The organism is Corynebacterium sp. NPDC060344 (assembly GCF_042725215.1).
Classification (GTDB): Bacteria; Actinomycetota; Actinomycetes; order Mycobacteriales; family Mycobacteriaceae; genus Corynebacterium.
This window is the reverse complement of the sequence record NZ_JBHXCS010000001.1, coordinates 311,590-324,999: the sequence shown is the minus strand read 5'-3', so window position 1 is coordinate 324,999 and position 13,410 is coordinate 311,590. Positions and strand designations below refer to the sequence as shown.

11 protein-coding genes and 3 tRNA genes are annotated in these 13,410 nt (G+C 69.5%); 11 read left to right on the top strand and 3 right to left on the bottom strand.

The genetic code is table 11. The features are described from left to right. Positions 1 to 47: 47 nt before the first annotated feature. The 5 genes from gltX to ACFWGD_RS01485 all read left to right on the top strand — a co-directional run bounded on the left by gltX (position 48) and on the right by ACFWGD_RS01485 (position 3,042). Positions 48 to 1,541 (top strand): glutamate--tRNA ligase, encoded by a 1,494-nt coding sequence (gene gltX, locus ACFWGD_RS01505; RefSeq protein ID WP_377776740.1) that lies wholly within the window; start codon positions 48 to 50, stop codon positions 1,539 to 1,541. 125 nt (positions 1,542 to 1,666) lie between these two features. After that, positions 1,667 to 1,738, top strand: a tRNA-Gln gene (locus ACFWGD_RS01500). A gap of 42 nt (positions 1,739 to 1,780) precedes the next feature. After that, positions 1,781 to 1,853: transfer RNA gene (locus ACFWGD_RS01495), tRNA-Glu, on the top strand. A 211-nt stretch (positions 1,854 to 2,064) separates the two neighbouring features. Then, a tRNA-Glu gene (locus tag ACFWGD_RS01490) sits at positions 2,065 to 2,137 on the top strand. Positions 2,138 to 2,340: 203 nt separating this feature from the next. Continuing rightward, positions 2,341 to 3,042 carry an HD domain-containing protein gene (locus ACFWGD_RS01485; protein ID WP_377776739.1) on the top strand — a complete coding sequence of 234 codons (702 nt, stop codon included), beginning with the start codon at positions 2,341 to 2,343 and terminating at the stop codon, positions 3,040 to 3,042. 12 nt (positions 3,043 to 3,054) lie between these two features. Here the strand turns inward: ACFWGD_RS01485 and ACFWGD_RS01480 are convergent, their stop codons facing one another. Next, positions 3,055 to 4,299: an MFS transporter gene (locus tag ACFWGD_RS01480; RefSeq protein WP_377776738.1), complete on the bottom strand. Its 1,245-nt coding sequence runs from the start codon at positions 4,297 to 4,299 to the stop codon at positions 3,055 to 3,057. 44 nt (positions 4,300 to 4,343) lie between these two features. Then, positions 4,344 to 5,069: an IclR family transcriptional regulator gene (locus ACFWGD_RS01475; protein ID WP_377776737.1), complete on the bottom strand. Its 726-nt coding sequence runs from the start codon at positions 5,067 to 5,069 to the stop codon at positions 4,344 to 4,346. 113 nt (positions 5,070 to 5,182) lie between these two features. Between ACFWGD_RS01475 and leuC the strand changes: the two genes are divergently transcribed. From leuC to ACFWGD_RS01460, 3 genes are all read left to right on the top strand, one after another. Continuing rightward, on the top strand, positions 5,183 to 6,613 hold the full coding sequence (leuC, locus tag ACFWGD_RS01470; RefSeq protein WP_377776736.1) for a 3-isopropylmalate dehydratase large subunit: 1,431 nt from the start codon (positions 5,183 to 5,185) through the stop codon (positions 6,611 to 6,613). Between the two features lie 39 nt (positions 6,614 to 6,652). After that, on the top strand, positions 6,653 to 7,246 hold the full coding sequence (leuD, locus tag ACFWGD_RS01465) for a 3-isopropylmalate dehydratase small subunit (RefSeq protein WP_377776735.1): 594 nt from the start codon (positions 6,653 to 6,655) through the stop codon (positions 7,244 to 7,246). A gap of 182 nt (positions 7,247 to 7,428) precedes the next feature. Beyond that, complete coding sequence (locus tag ACFWGD_RS01460; RefSeq protein WP_377776734.1) at positions 7,429 to 7,767, top strand: HU family DNA-binding protein; 339 nt, start codon at positions 7,429 to 7,431, stop codon at positions 7,765 to 7,767. Between the two features lie 24 nt (positions 7,768 to 7,791). Here ACFWGD_RS01460 and ACFWGD_RS01455 read toward each other — a convergent pair whose 3' ends face one another. Continuing rightward, entirely contained in the window at positions 7,792 to 8,769 is a 978-nt protein-coding gene (locus ACFWGD_RS01455) for an NUDIX domain-containing protein (RefSeq protein ID WP_377777008.1), read from the bottom strand. Positions 8,770 to 9,035: 266 nt separating this feature from the next. Between ACFWGD_RS01455 and ACFWGD_RS01450 the strand changes: the two genes are divergently transcribed. The 3 genes from ACFWGD_RS01450 to ACFWGD_RS01440 all read left to right on the top strand — a co-directional run bounded on the left by ACFWGD_RS01450 (position 9,036) and on the right by ACFWGD_RS01440 (position 13,381). Then, on the top strand, positions 9,036 to 10,034 hold the full coding sequence (locus ACFWGD_RS01450; RefSeq protein WP_377776733.1) for an NAD(P)H-dependent glycerol-3-phosphate dehydrogenase: 999 nt from the start codon (positions 9,036 to 9,038) through the stop codon (positions 10,032 to 10,034). A gap of 67 nt (positions 10,035 to 10,101) precedes the next feature. After that, positions 10,102 to 11,220: a D-alanine--D-alanine ligase family protein gene (locus tag ACFWGD_RS01445; protein ID WP_377776732.1), complete on the top strand. Its 1,119-nt coding sequence runs from the start codon at positions 10,102 to 10,104 to the stop codon at positions 11,218 to 11,220. Positions 11,221 to 11,536: 316 nt separating this feature from the next. Continuing rightward, positions 11,537 to 13,381, top strand: a complete 1,845-nt coding sequence (locus ACFWGD_RS01440; protein WP_377776731.1) for a DUF222 domain-containing protein — start codon at positions 11,537 to 11,539, stop codon at positions 13,379 to 13,381. The last annotated feature ends 29 nt before the right edge of the window (positions 13,382 to 13,410 follow it).

Below are 13,410 nucleotides of genomic sequence, written 5' to 3'. Positions count from 1 at the left end.
CCGGTTGGCGCTGAGTGGGGGAGTGGAGGCGGGTATCGTCGTCAAGCATGTCTGATGTTCGCGTCCGCTTCTGCCCCTCACCGACCGGCACCCCCCACGTCGGCCTGATCCGCACCGCCCTGTTCAACTGGGCCTACGCCCGCCACACCGGCGGCAAGCTCGTGTTCCGCATCGAGGACACCGATGCCGCGCGCGACTCCGAAGAGTCCTACCAGGCCATCATCGACGCCCTGACGTGGCTCGGCCTCGACTGGGATGAGGGCATCGACGTCGGCGGCCCGCACGGCCCGTACCGCCAGTCGCAGCGCAAGGAGATCTACGCCGACGTCCTGGCCAAGCTCATCGAGTCCGGCGAGGCCTACGAGTCCTTCTCCTCCCCGGAGGAGACCGAGGCCCGCCACCGCGCCGCCGGCCGCGACCCCAAGCTCGGCTACGACAACCACGACCGGAACCTCACCGACGAGGAGAAGGCGGCGTTCCGCGCCGCGGGCCGCAACCCCGTCATCCGCCTGCGCATGCCCGACGAGGACATCGCCTTCGACGACGTCGTCCGCGGCCGCGTCGAGTTCAAGGCCGGCGTGGTCTCCGACTTCGTCATCGCCCGTTCCACCGGCGAGCCGCTGTACACCCTGGTCAACCCCGTCGACGACGCGCTGATGGAGATCACCCACGTCCTGCGCGGCGAGGACCTGCTGCCGTCGACGCCGCGCCAGATCGCCCTGTACCGGGCGCTGGAGCGCATCGGCGTGGGCAATGGCGCCCCGCACTTCGGCCACCTGCCGTTCGTCATGGGCGAGGGCAACAAGAAGCTGTCCAAGCGCGATCCCGAGTCGGACCTGTTCATCCACCGCCGCAACGGCTTCCTTCCCGAGGGCCTGCTCAACTACCTGGCGTTGCTGGGCTGGTCGATCTCGGCGGACAACGAGGTCTTCACCATGGACGAGATGGTCGCCGCCTTCGACGTCGCCGACGTCAACTCCAACCCGGCGCGCTTCGACCAAAAGAAGGCCGACGCCATCAACGCCGAGCACATCCGCCGCCTGGCGCCGGAGGACTTCGCCGCGCGCCTGCGCACCTACCTCGCCGAGACCCGCGACTGGCCGGTCGACTACCCGGCCAAGGACTTCGCGTTCCTGGCCGAGATGGTGCAGACGCGCATCAAGACCCTCGGCGAGGCCTGGGACCTGGTGAAGTTCCTCGTGGTCCCCGACGACGAGTTCGAGCTCGACGAGCGCTCCGCCCGCAAGAACCTCAAGGAGGACGCCGTGGCGGCGCTGGACGCCACCATCGCCGCGGTGGAGGGGCTTTCCGACGACGAGTTCACCACCCCGTCCATCGAGGCCGCCCTGCAGAAGGCGCTCATCGAGGATCTGGAGCTCAAGCCGCGCAAGGCCTTCGGCCCGATCCGCGTCGCCGTCACCGGGGCGCAGGTGTCGCCGCCGCTGTTCGAGTCCATGGAGCTGCTGGGCCGCGGGAAGTCGCTCGCGCGCCTGAAGGCCGCCCGCGAGGTCACGCCCTGGCAGACCGACGCCGCGCAGTAGCGGACTCACGGTCGGCGGCGCTAAAAGTGCCGTGACCAGTGGATTTGTGTGCTTCCGGGAACTCTGGCTATATTAGTCCTCGTTGCAACGGCAGCCGGTCGCAAGGCCGGGAGCCGGAAGCGCAATGGCCTATGGTGTAATTGGCAACACAGCGGTTTCTGGTACCGTCGTTCTAGGTTCGAGTCCTGGTAGGCCAGCTGAATTCCAGCTGATCAGCAATGATCGGCAGCGAGTTCTGCGCCCCGTTCGTCTAGCGGCCTAGGACGCCGCCCTCTCACGGCGGTAGCACGGGTTCAAATCCCGTACGGGGTACAACGAAGAAGACCTCCACCTTTTGGTGGAGGTCTTCTTTTTTTGCTTGGGCGGCGGGCCGGCACGAGATTCGGGATTCGCTCCAGAGGGCTGCAGAAGGTGTGAAAATCGGGTCTCACCAGGCGATTAGGAGTGCGCCGAGGGGTGTTGCTAATCTTCTTCAAGTCAGCGAAGAGCGCTTCCGGAAACGGGAACGTCATCGCGGTCTTGAGCCCCGTTCGTCTAGCGGCCCAGGACGCCGCCCTCTCACGGCGGTAGCACGGGTTCAAATCCCGTACGGGGTACAAAGCAGAAGGCCTCCACCACACGGTGGAGGCCTTCTTCGTTGTCGGGGTCCCGGGTACGGTGTCCTGTGTTCGAGGCCGCGGGAATGGGGAGCGTGGCCACGAGTGTTCGAACGGTCGGCGGGCACGATCCGGGGCGGGGGATAGTGTCGCGCATGCGTGGGCGTTGCCCGGCCACGCACGGCTCCGTCGAAAGGACCGCCATGGTTCCCCAGATTCAGGATTCCCGCCCGGACGGCTCCGGCCGCGCATCTGCGTCGACCCGGATGACGTCGACCCGGATGACCCCGAGAGTGATGAAGGCGATCGACGTCGCCAGCATCGCGCACCGCCATCACGTGCGGAAGATGACCGACACCCCTTATGCGGCGCACTTGTTCGCCGTCGCCATGCTGGTGGCGGAGTTCGCCGATGGCGTCGACGTCGGCGAGGCCGGCGAGGGCCGCACGAGCGATGCGGCCGATGCGACTGCGGAGGACATGATCATCGCGGCGTTGCTCCACGACACCCTCGAGGACGTGCCCGAGCATTACGGCGTCGACCGGATGCGCGCCGACTTCGGCGATCGGGTGACCGGTCTCGTCGAAGAACTGACGAAGGTCGACGACCCGTCGTGGCAGGTTCGCTCGGAGGCGTATCTGCAGCACCTCGAGCACGACGCCTCGATCCCCGCGGTCCTGGTCAGCACCTGCGACAAGCTGCACAACCTCAAGTCCACGCTCATCGATCTGGAGGCGCAGGGCGACTCCCTGTGGGATCGTTTCAACGCGGGCCGGGAGAAGCAGCTGTGGTGGTACTCCGAACTTGCCAGGGTCTACTCGGTGCGTCTCGGTGAGGTGCCTGGGTGCGGGCGGCTGACGGGTGAGTTCACCGCCCTCGTGGAGCAGCTGCACGCCATCGCGTAAGGCGCCCCCGGATCACGGCTCCAGGGTCGCGTGGCGGCGTTCGTCGCCGCGCGGGCCGACGGCCAGCGCCACGGCGGGGAATACTGCTGAGATGGCGAACAGCGCGGGGAAGCCCACTCCCGCGACCACGACGCCGGCGAGCGGAGGAGTGGCGGCGTAGATGATGTTCTGGAACGTGTTCTGCGTCCCCAGGGCGCGCCCCGACCACAGCGGGCCGGCGTACTCGGCCACGGCGGTGAAGGCCAGACCATTCGGCGACACGGCGGCGACCGCCAGCGCGCATACGACGATCGTCGCCACGATGCCCAGGGGAGAGGTGGCGAAGGCATCGGCTCCGGCCCCGTCGGTGGTGCCGGGTGCCCAGCCTGTGCCCAGGCCGTCGAAAAGCGCCATGATCAGCAGCAAACCCAGCGTGACCATGGCGACGTGCCGGTACGGGCGCAGGCGCGAGCGCGCGCGATCGGAGATGAAGCCCATCGCGGCCCGCGAACCCGCGCCGCAGAGCTGGGCGATCATGACGATGACGCCGGCGGAGACCTCCGAATGCCCGCGCCCGATGAGCCACACGAGGATGAACGAGCCCATCATCGACTGCGGCCACGACAGCATCGCCGACGCGACGTGGATGCGCACCAGGTACCGGGATCCTCGATACGGGCTCGCGGCGGCGGCCGCGTGATCGGCGGAACCGGACTCGGGGCGCGGCGGATCCTTGATGCCCAGCAGGCAGGCGATGGCGAGCACCGCGCACAGGACGGCGGCGAAGATCAGCGCCGCGCGGATGCCGTGGGCGGCGGCGAGGACCGGCAACGTCACCGCGGACAATGCGGCACCGAGCGGCTGGGCCATCTGCCGGATGCCCATCGCCGTGCCACGCTGCGAGGGCGGGTACCAGCCTGAGACCACGCGTCCCGACGCCGAATTGACCGACGCGGCGGCGCAGCCCGCGAGGAAGAGCGCACCGGCGAGCAGGGCGGGACCGGATTCGGAGGCCCATGCCGCGACGCCCGTCATCGCCGCCGTCGAGCCGAGGCCCAGCGACAGGGCGGCGCGCTCGCCGAAGACGTCGACGAACCATCCCCACGCGATGAGCGTGACCACGATGCCCGCCGCCGGCATCGCCGCGATCAGCCCCGCGGTCGGCAGCGACAGGCCCGACGCGGTCAGTGCGGGAATGAGAAACGGCGTGCCCATGTGCACCACCGACGACCCGACCGCGGCGAGCGTGGACATGCCGAGGACGAAATGGCGGTACATGGGCGACGGAGATGCGGACGGGGAGGGCATGGGCGCCGGGCCCACTACAACCGCTTCTCCATGTCGGCCGCGGCGGTGAGCACCTCGCGCCCCCAGGCCTCGTACGGCGACGGCGACAGGCGCTCGACCGGCCCGGAAATGGACAGCACCGCCACGATTTCCCCGGCGCCGTCGCGGATCGGGGCGGAGACGCTGGCCAGCGCGGGGTCGCGCTCGCCCATGGACTCGGCCCATCCCTGCTTTGCGACGTCCGCCAGCTCCCCCGCACCGAAATCCGCCTCGGGGAGGATGCGCTCGGCCAATCCCGGGGGACCGTAGGCCAGCAGGATCTTCGCCGCGGAACCGGCCGACAGCGGCATGCGGGAGCCGACGGGGACAGTATTGCGCAGGCCCGTCGCCGGCTCGAGGGAGGCGATGCACGTTCGGGTGTCGCCGGTGAGACGATAGAGCTGGACGGACTCCCCGGTGGTCTCCATGAGTCGGGGGAGGACGTGGGCGGCGGCGTCGGCAAGCAAGTCCGCGGTGACCGGCGTCAGGTCGGTGAGGCCCGGGCCCGTGGTCCAGCGGCCATCGGGCGTGCGGGTGACCAGACGGTGCACCTCCAGCGCGGTGGCCAACCGGTGCGCGGTCGCCCGCGGCAGCCCGGTGCGGTCGCACAGCTCCGCCAGCGTGCAAGGGCCGGCGGCGACCGTGGTGAGGATGAGAACGGACCGGTCGAGGACCTTGATCCCGCTCATCGGGGCGGCGTCGGCTGTGCTAGTCTGTCCCATGCCATGATATTAACATCTCACGATCTGGGATGTAACCATCGGAGCCTCCACCCGGGCCCGATGCGCCGGATCCAAGGATGACACAGCAGCCCATCACGACCCGAGAGGTGACCATGAGCACCACGGACGCCAGCCCGAAGACGCTCGCCGAAAAGGTGTGGCGCGACCACGTCGTCAAGCAGGGCGAGAACGGTGAACCCGATCTCATCTACATCGACCTCCACCTCGTCCACGAGGTCACGTCCCCGCAGGCGTTCGACGGCCTGCGCCTGGCCGGCCGGCCCGTGCGCCGCCCCGACCTGACCATCGCCACCGAGGACCACAACGTGCCCACCGACGGCGCCGCCGGCGGGGCGATCGAGCTGATCAAGGAACCGACGTCGCGCACGCAGATCGCCACGCTGCGCGCCAACGCCGAGGAATTCGGCGTCCGCCTGCACCCCATGGGCGACCGCGAGCAGGGCATCGTCCACGTCGTCGGCCCGCAGCTGGGCCTGACCCAGCCGGGCACCACCGTCGTGTGCGGCGACTCCCACACCGCCACCCACGGCGCGTTCGGCGCGATGGCCTTCGGCATCGGCACCTCCGAGGTCGAGCACGTCCTGGCCACCCAGACGCTGCCGCTCAAGCCGTTCAAGACCATGGCGGTCAACGTCTCCGGCGAGCTGCGCCCCGGCGTGACGTCGAAGGACCTGATCCTGGCGATCATCGCCGAGATCGGCACCGGCGGCGGCCAGGGCCACGTCATCGAGTACCGCGGCGAGGCGATCTCCAAGCTGTCGATGGAAGCCCGCATGACCATCTGCAACATGTCCATCGAGGCCGGCGCCCGCGCGGGCATGATCGCCCCCGACGCCACGACCTACGAGTACCTGCAGGGCCGCCCCCACGCGCCGCAGGGCGAGGAGTGGGACGCCGCCGTCGAGTACTGGGATTCGCTGGTCACCGACGACGACGCCGAGTTCGACACCGTCGTCGAGATCGACGGCTCCGCGCTGACGCCCTTCGTCACCTGGGGCACCAACCCCGGACAGGGCGTCCCCCTGGGCGAGACCGTGCCGGACCCCGAGCTCATCGCCGGCGACGACGAGCGCCTCGCCGCCGAGCGCGCCCTGGAGTACATGGACCTGAAGCCCGGCACCCCGATGCGCGACATCCCCGTCGACGTCGTCTTCGTCGGCTCCTGCACCAACGGCCGCATCGAGGACATGCGGGCGGTGGCGGACATCCTCAAGGACCGCACGGTCGCCGACGGCGTGCAGATGCTCGTCGTCCCCGGCTCCGCACGCGTCCGCGAGCTCGCCGAAGCCGAGGGCCTCGACGCCGTGTTCACCGCCGCCGGCGCCGAGTGGCGCCAGCCCGGCTGCTCGATGTGCCTGGGCATGAACCCCGACCAGCTCGAGCCCGGCCAGCGCTGCGCGTCGACCTCGAACCGCAACTTCGAGGGCCGCCAGGGCAAGGGCGGCCGCACCCACCTGGTCAGCCCCGCCGTCGCCGCCGCCTCCGCCGTCGCCGGCCACCTGGCGTCGCCGGAAGACCTGTAGACCGACCACCGACACGTACCTTCCGAAAGGACTCCACCCATGGAGAAGTTCACCACCCACACCGGTGTCGGCGTGCCGCTGCGGCGCTCCAACGTCGACACCGACCAGATCATCCCGGCGGTCTACCTCAAGCGCGTCACCCGCACCGGATTCGAGGACGGCCTGTTCAAGAACTGGCGCGTCAACGAAGACGAATTCGTGCTCAACCGCCCCGTCTACGCCGACGGCTCCGTGCTCGTCGCCGGCCCCGACTTCGGCACCGGCTCGTCGCGCGAGCACGCCGTGTGGGCCCTGATGGACTACGGCTTCCGCGTGGTCATCTCGTCGCGCTTCGCGGACATCTTCCGCGGCAACTCCGGCAAGGCCGGCCTGCTGGCCGCGCAGATGGAGCAGTCGGACGTCGAGCTGCTGTGGAAGAAGCTCGAGGAGGAGCCGGGCCTGGAGCTCACCGTCGACCTGGAGGCCCGCACGGTCGCCGCCGGCGATACGGTGCTGCCCTTCGACGTCGACGACTACACCCGCTGGCGCCTGCGCGAGGGCCTCGACGACATCTCGCTGACCCTGCGAAATGAAGCCGACATCAAGGCATTTGAGCAGTCGCGGCTCTCCCACAAGCCGCGCACCCTGCAGTAGCCCCCGGTTCGTCCCGGGGTGAGGGCGCCACGCTCGCGTGGCGCCCTTCGCCATGCGGGGTTACGTTGAGGGAAGCGTCATGGGATGGAAACGCGATCAGTCTGGTGCGTTGAACCTATTTTCCCATTCGGGCGCGTTGCCACCCTCCCCTGAAACCCCGAATTCCCCGGAGGTCACCCGCGATGAACAAGTCCGACCTCGTCGTCCAACTCGCCGAAAAGCTCGACGTCAACCACGGCGACGCAGCGGCCGCGGTGGAGGGCACCCTGGACCTCATCGTCCGCGCCGTGGCCATGGGGGATTCGGTGACGATCATGGGATTCGGCACCTTCGAGTCCCGGGAGCGCGCGCCCCGCACCGCCCGCAACCCGCACACGGGCGAGGCCATCGAGGTCCCCGCGACCCGCACGCCCGGCTTCCGCCCGGGCAGCTACTTCCGCGCCGTGGTCAGGGACGGCCTCACCGACGAGGACGGCATCTCGGTGCGCCGCAGCTCGTCCCACTCCGGCTTCGACGCCTGAGGCTCGGGCACCCCACCGCCGGCGTCACTTCACCGGCAGCGCGCTGGCGTAGTAGTCCGCGGTGGTCAGCACGCCGTCGTTGAAGCCCAGCACCCACGCCGAGCCCTTCTTGCAGGGGATGTCGGCGATGGGCAGGGTGCCGTTGGCCGACAGCCACGCGATCATGTCCGGGATGACGGTGCCCTGGGCGCAGATGACGGACACGCCGCCCTCGGCGACGACGTCCATGAACCGGTTCTGCGCCTCGACCAGGCGGGAGATGCACGCCACGTCGCCAAAGAGCTCGTCGACGACGACCTCGGCCCCCAGTTCCGCGGCCAGCGGTTCGACCGTGTGGATGCAGCGCACCGGCTCCGCCGAGTACACGCGCTCCGGGCGGAAGGGCAGCAGCTCGGGCACCAGCAGCTCCGACTGGCGGCGGCCCTTCTTGTCCAGGGGGCGCAGGTTGTCGTCGCCGGCCCAGTTCTTCCGGGCGTGCGCCCGGCCGTGGCGGACGTAGATGACGCGGGTGTCGGGCTCATTGCCCAGGCGCTTGCGGGCCTTGTTCAGCACGTCGACGTCGAGGTCGTAGGTCAGCAGCTCGGCGGCCTCGTCCATGCTCACCCAGCGCAGCTCGTCGACCTCGGAGTTGGCGGCGAACTCGCCGTCGAGGACCTCCGCGGTCCAGTACCAGACCAGCTTCGTGCGCCCGGAGACGGGATAGCTGACGGTGCCCAGCAGCTTGCCCAGCCGGACGGTGTAGCCGGTTTCCTCGCGGATCTCGCGCTCGGCGGTCATGGGCAGGTTCTCGCCCGGGTCGAGCTTGCCCTTGGGCAGCGACCAGTCGTCGTAGCCGGGGCGGTGGATCAGGCCGATCTCGGGGTCGGCGACGTCGCCGCGCCACAGCACCGCGCCGGCGGCGTAGGTGGGCTTGCGGACGCCTTCTCCCGGATCCACCCCGATCTCCCGCAACCGCCCCGTCAGGCTCTGGTCGTTGACCTGGTCCTTGTCGTTTTCATGCATGGTCATGTGGGTGGTGGCTCCTGTGCGCCGCGTCGGCGCGGCGATCGACGGTGGGCGGGGCGGTGTTGCTGTCACGCTCCGATCCAGCATAGTCCCGGCCATGTTGGCTCACCTCCCGAACGCCGCGGGCCCCGGGATGGCTAGGCTTGACGACGAAAACCGTTGACGGAAGGGGCGCGGCGCGCCCGATCCACCGGTTGCCCGGCAGCCGGGGAGAGCGGGCGGAATTCATGGGATCGATGGGATCGATGGGAAAGGAGCCAGCGATGGTGGACGTGGCCGTGATGGGCGCGGGTTCGTGGGGAACGACTCTGGCCAAGGTCTTCGCCGACGCCGGCAACCCGGTCCGGTTGTGGGCGCGACGCGGCGAGCAGGCCGAGCGCATCCAGACCTCCCGCGAAAACGCCGACTACCTGCCCGGGCTGGTGCTGCCGGAGAACATCACCGCCTCCGACGACGCCGGCGCGACACTCGACGGCGCCGACATCGTGGTGCTGGCCGTGCCGTCGCAGACGCTGCGCGTGAACCTGGCGGAGTGGCGCGAGCTCATCGATCCGCAGGCGACGCTGCTGAGCCTGGCCAAGGGCATCGAGCGGGAGTCGCACAAGCGGATGAGCGAGGTCATCACCGAGGTCGCCGAAGTCGCCGAGGAGCGCGTCGCCGTGCTGTCGGGGCCGAACCTGGCGCGCGAGATCGCCGCCGGCCAGCCCGCCGCCACCGTCATCGCGTGCACGGACGTCACCCGCGCCCAGCTCGTTCAGGCCGCCGTGGCCACCGGCTACTTCCGCCCGTACACCAACCCCGACGTCATCGGCTGCGAGATCGGCGGCGCGTGCAAGAACGTCATTGCCCTGGCCTGCGGCATGGCCACGGGGCAGGGGCTGGGGGAGAATACCCTGGCGACCATCATCACCCGCGGCCTGGCGGAGATCACGCGCCTCGGCGTCGCCGCCGGCGCGCAGGAGAAGACCTTCTCGGGCCTGGCGGGCCTCGGCGACCTCGTGGCCACGTGCTCGTCGCCGCTGTCGCGCAACCGCACCTTCGGCGAGCGCATGGGCCGCGGCGACTCCGTCGAGGAAGCCCAGCACGCCACCCGCGGCCAGGTCGCCGAGGGCGTCATTTCGTCGATCTCCATCCGCGAACTCGCCCGCGAGCACGACGTGGAGATGCCCATCACCGAGGCCGTCCACGCCGTCTGCCACCAAGGGGTGTCCGTCGACGAGATGGTCCGCGCGCTGATGGGCCGCTCCCGCAAGGCGGAGTGACGGGGCACGCGCGCCGGGCCGTCGCAAAGCAAAGTGGGCGACCCGCCCGGGGGTAGGATGCGAAACCATGACTTCGCCTGCACAGCGCCCCGCCGATGACCGCATCGCCGTCGCCGTCCTCTACGGCGGCGCGAGCCCCGAGCACAACGTGTCCTGCGTGTCCGCCGGCGCGATCATGGCGCATCTCGACGCCGGGAAGTACCGCGTCGTGCCCGTCGGCATCACCCGCCAGGGCACGTGGACGCCCGGCATCGCCGACCCGGAGGCGCTGAGCAAGCACGGCCGCGAGCTGCCCGAGGTCGCCGACGTCGCCGAGGGCGGCGCCGAGCTGCAGCTGTCCACCGACCCGCGCCGGGCCGGCGAGCTGCGCTACGTCGCCGGGCCCGAGGCGGGGCAGGTCCATGACGTCGTCGACGTCGTGTTCCCCGTGCTCCACGGGCCCAACGGCGAGGACGGCACCATCCAGGGGCTGCTCGAACTGTCGCGCATCCCGTTCGTCGGCCCGGGCGTGCTGGCATCGGCGGCGGGCATGGACAAGGAGCGGACCAAGAACCTCGCCGTCGCCGGGGGCATCCCGGTGGGCGAGCAGGCGGTGCTGCTCGAGGGCGAGGAGCTGACGCAGGCCGACCGCGGGCGGCTGGGGCTGCCGGTGTTCGTGAAGCCGGCGCGCGGCGGGTCGTCGATCGGCATCTCCAAGGTCGATTCCTGGGACGAGTTCGACGCCGCGCTGGAGCTGGCGCGCGCCCACGACGCGAAGGTGATCGTGGAGAAGGGCATCGTCGGCGCCGAGGTCGAATGCGGCGTGCTGCAGCGCCCCGACGGCGAGCTCGTGGCATCCGCGCCGGCGCAGCTGACCGGTACCGAGGATTCCGACGAGGGCTTCTACGGCTTCGACACCAAGTACCTCGACGACGTGGTCACCGCCCAGATCCCCGCACAGCTGCCCGCCGAGACCATCGCCGAGGTGCAGGAACTGTCCAAGCTCGCCTTCCGCTCGATCGGCTGCGATGGCCTGACGCGCGTCGACTTCTTCGTCACCGCCGATGGGCCGGTGCTCAACGAGGTCAACACCATGCCCGGCTTCACCCCGATCTCCATGTACCCCCAGATGTTCGCCGCCTCCGGGGTGCCCTACGCCGAGCTGCTGGGCACGCTCGTCGAGCGCGCGCTGGTCGCGCGGAGGTAGGCGAGGGCTCGGCAGGGCTTGTGGCTTGACGACGGGGCGGCGCACCGATCACCGGTGCGCCGCCTCTCGCATGCCCGGGGAGTGGTTTGGTGTGGTGCTCACATCTGCACCTCCCGCCACATTTTCCGACCGCTTAGTCGCGGACGAATCGAAAGTACAATCACGGGTGTAGTAAACGGGGGTAGCGTCGGTAATAACTTCAGCCGGGCCCAAAACCCCTGTGTGTCACCACATTCCACGAAGTGACCGTGCCGTGGGCCGGTAAACCTCGGTTTCGCACTGGCATACGACTCACCCCGGTCCTAGCTTGGGGCTCATGACCACCCCAGCCGGATGTGCCGCCGACTTGCTCGCCGCCATCGACGCCCTCGCCGACGCGGCCACCGTCGCCACCGGCGCATGGGACCGGCTCACCCGCACGCAGCGCGAGGCGGCCTACGGGCGCCTGGAGACCGCCCGCAAGCAGCTGGCCGTCGTCGACGCCCAGTACCTCCAGGCACGCCGCGACGACGCCCCGGTGGCAGACGGCAAGATCCCCGCGGCACTGGCACGGTCGCAGTGCATCAGCCGCGGTGAGGCACGCCGCCGCCGGGCAGCCCACCGCAGGCTCTCACCCGGACACCAAGCACTCGGCGACGCCGGCAACCCGGACTACATGCCGTGTCTGCGGGCGAAGGTGGAGGCCGGTGTCATCGGTGCCGATGCCGTCGACAAGGTCGACCGGGTACTGCGCGGCTTCCCGCACAGCGTCCATGCGGAGTTGACGAGGGTGGCCGACCCGCACATCGCCGAACTCGTCGAGCACGTCGACGTCGATGATCTCGATCAGTTGGCGCCGATGCTGCGGGCGATGTTGGGCATCGATGACCCGTATACAGATGCCGACCGCAAGCGCGCCCGTGGTGTGCGCGTCGGCGTGCAGGGCCATGATGGGATGAGCAAGATTTCGGGGCAGTTGACGCCGCACCTGGCGGCGATACTCAAGCGGTTGGCCGCCGATCATGGCCGGCCGGGTGGATTGTTGCCCGGTGGTGAGGCCGCCGGTGATGAGCGCAGCGCGTCGCAGCGTCTTCATGATGCTCTCGAGGCCGCGTTGGCCGCAGGCTACGGCCCCGGTGCGTTCCCGGCCGGTGACCAGGGTTGGGGCCCGGGGACTGCGGGTGCTGATGTGGGGCCTGATTCTGGACCTGATGCTGGTCCGGCGGCTGGTCCGGATGAGGGGCCTGATAGGGAATCGGCGGGCGAGTGCTCTGGCCAGCAGGACTTGAGTTCGGAGGATGGTGTGACGGGCCCTGGTGTGGGGCCGGTGCCACTGATCGACCCTGATTTCGGAGCGCAGGCCGACACGATGTTCGACCACACCATCGACGAAGCATCCCGCATGGCAGAGGAGCCTGCGACACGGGCCGCAGGGGCCGGACGGGCTCGGACGGGTCGGCCGCCGCTGCGCAGGAGACGGTTGCAGCCGGCGCGGGGTACGACGTCGGTGGTCGTGGTGGCGACGCTGGATCAGCTCATGGACATGACCGGTGTGGTGATGACGGATACCAACGTGCACATGTCGGTGTCGGAGGCCATCGAGAATTGCGATGTGAAGAATCTGTTTCTGGAGGTGCTCGATTTCAACGGTGAGCCGTTGTACTTGGGGCGTTCGGAGCGTGCGGGCACGATGGCGCAGTATCTGGCATTGCTGGGTGCCGAGGGAATGAGCAGTGCTCCGGGGTCGTCGGCGCCGGCGGCGTGGTGCCATATCCACCACACTGAGGCGTGGCAGTTCGGTGGTGGCACGGATTTGAACCTGATGACTCTGGTTGATCCGAAGACGCACGCCAATGTGGATGATTCGAGGCGTGATCCGGGCAAGTGGTGGTCGCGCAGGGGCCATGGTCCGGGTGAGCCGAGGATCGTGTGGACACCACCGCACAACGATCCGGGCGGGCCCGCAACTCCGCGCGGTCCGAGTCCACGAGGCGGTCCAGGCGGTGGTGCGGGTGATCCCGGGGGTTCAGGTGGTGGTGCGGGGCGTGTGCCGCGGGAGAATCAGCATCCTGCGGCGTGGGCGAATCCGGGGCGTGCGTTGCGCCGCCATGCGAGAAAGCAGCATGCGGGAAATAGGAGGAAGGCCACCCGGGAGACGGGGGAGGAAGAGCCCGAAAAGTGACGCCGTCAAGTGACTCCGCCAAGTGACTC

What these genes read in the sequence shown, in the direction of transcription:
- gltX (WP_377776740.1), top strand. Translation starts at nt 48, where the DNA reads ATGTCTGATGTTCGCGTCCGCTTCTGCCCCTCACCGACCGGCACCCCC.
- ACFWGD_RS01485 (WP_377776739.1), top strand. Translation starts at nt 2,341, where the DNA reads ATGGTTCCCCAGATTCAGGATTCCCGCCCGGACGGCTCCGGCCGCGCA.
- ACFWGD_RS01480 (WP_377776738.1), bottom strand. Translation starts at nt 4,299, where the DNA reads ATGTACCGCCATTTCGTCCTCGGCATGTCCACGCTCGCCGCGGTCGGG.
- ACFWGD_RS01475 (WP_377776737.1), bottom strand. Translation starts at nt 5,069, where the DNA reads ATGGGACAGACTAGCACAGCCGACGCCGCCCCGATGAGCGGGATCAAG.
- leuC (WP_377776736.1), top strand. Translation starts at nt 5,183, where the DNA reads ATGAGCACCACGGACGCCAGCCCGAAGACGCTCGCCGAAAAGGTGTGG.
- leuD (WP_377776735.1), top strand. Translation starts at nt 6,653, where the DNA reads ATGGAGAAGTTCACCACCCACACCGGTGTCGGCGTGCCGCTGCGGCGC.
- ACFWGD_RS01460 (WP_377776734.1), top strand. Translation starts at nt 7,429, where the DNA reads ATGAACAAGTCCGACCTCGTCGTCCAACTCGCCGAAAAGCTCGACGTC.
- ACFWGD_RS01455 (WP_377777008.1), bottom strand. Translation starts at nt 8,769, where the DNA reads ATGCATGAAAACGACAAGGACCAGGTCAACGACCAGAGCCTGACGGGG.
- ACFWGD_RS01450 (WP_377776733.1), top strand. Translation starts at nt 9,036, where the DNA reads ATGGTGGACGTGGCCGTGATGGGCGCGGGTTCGTGGGGAACGACTCTG.
- ACFWGD_RS01445 (WP_377776732.1), top strand. Translation starts at nt 10,102, where the DNA reads ATGACTTCGCCTGCACAGCGCCCCGCCGATGACCGCATCGCCGTCGCC.
- ACFWGD_RS01440 (WP_377776731.1), top strand. Translation starts at nt 11,537, where the DNA reads ATGACCACCCCAGCCGGATGTGCCGCCGACTTGCTCGCCGCCATCGAC.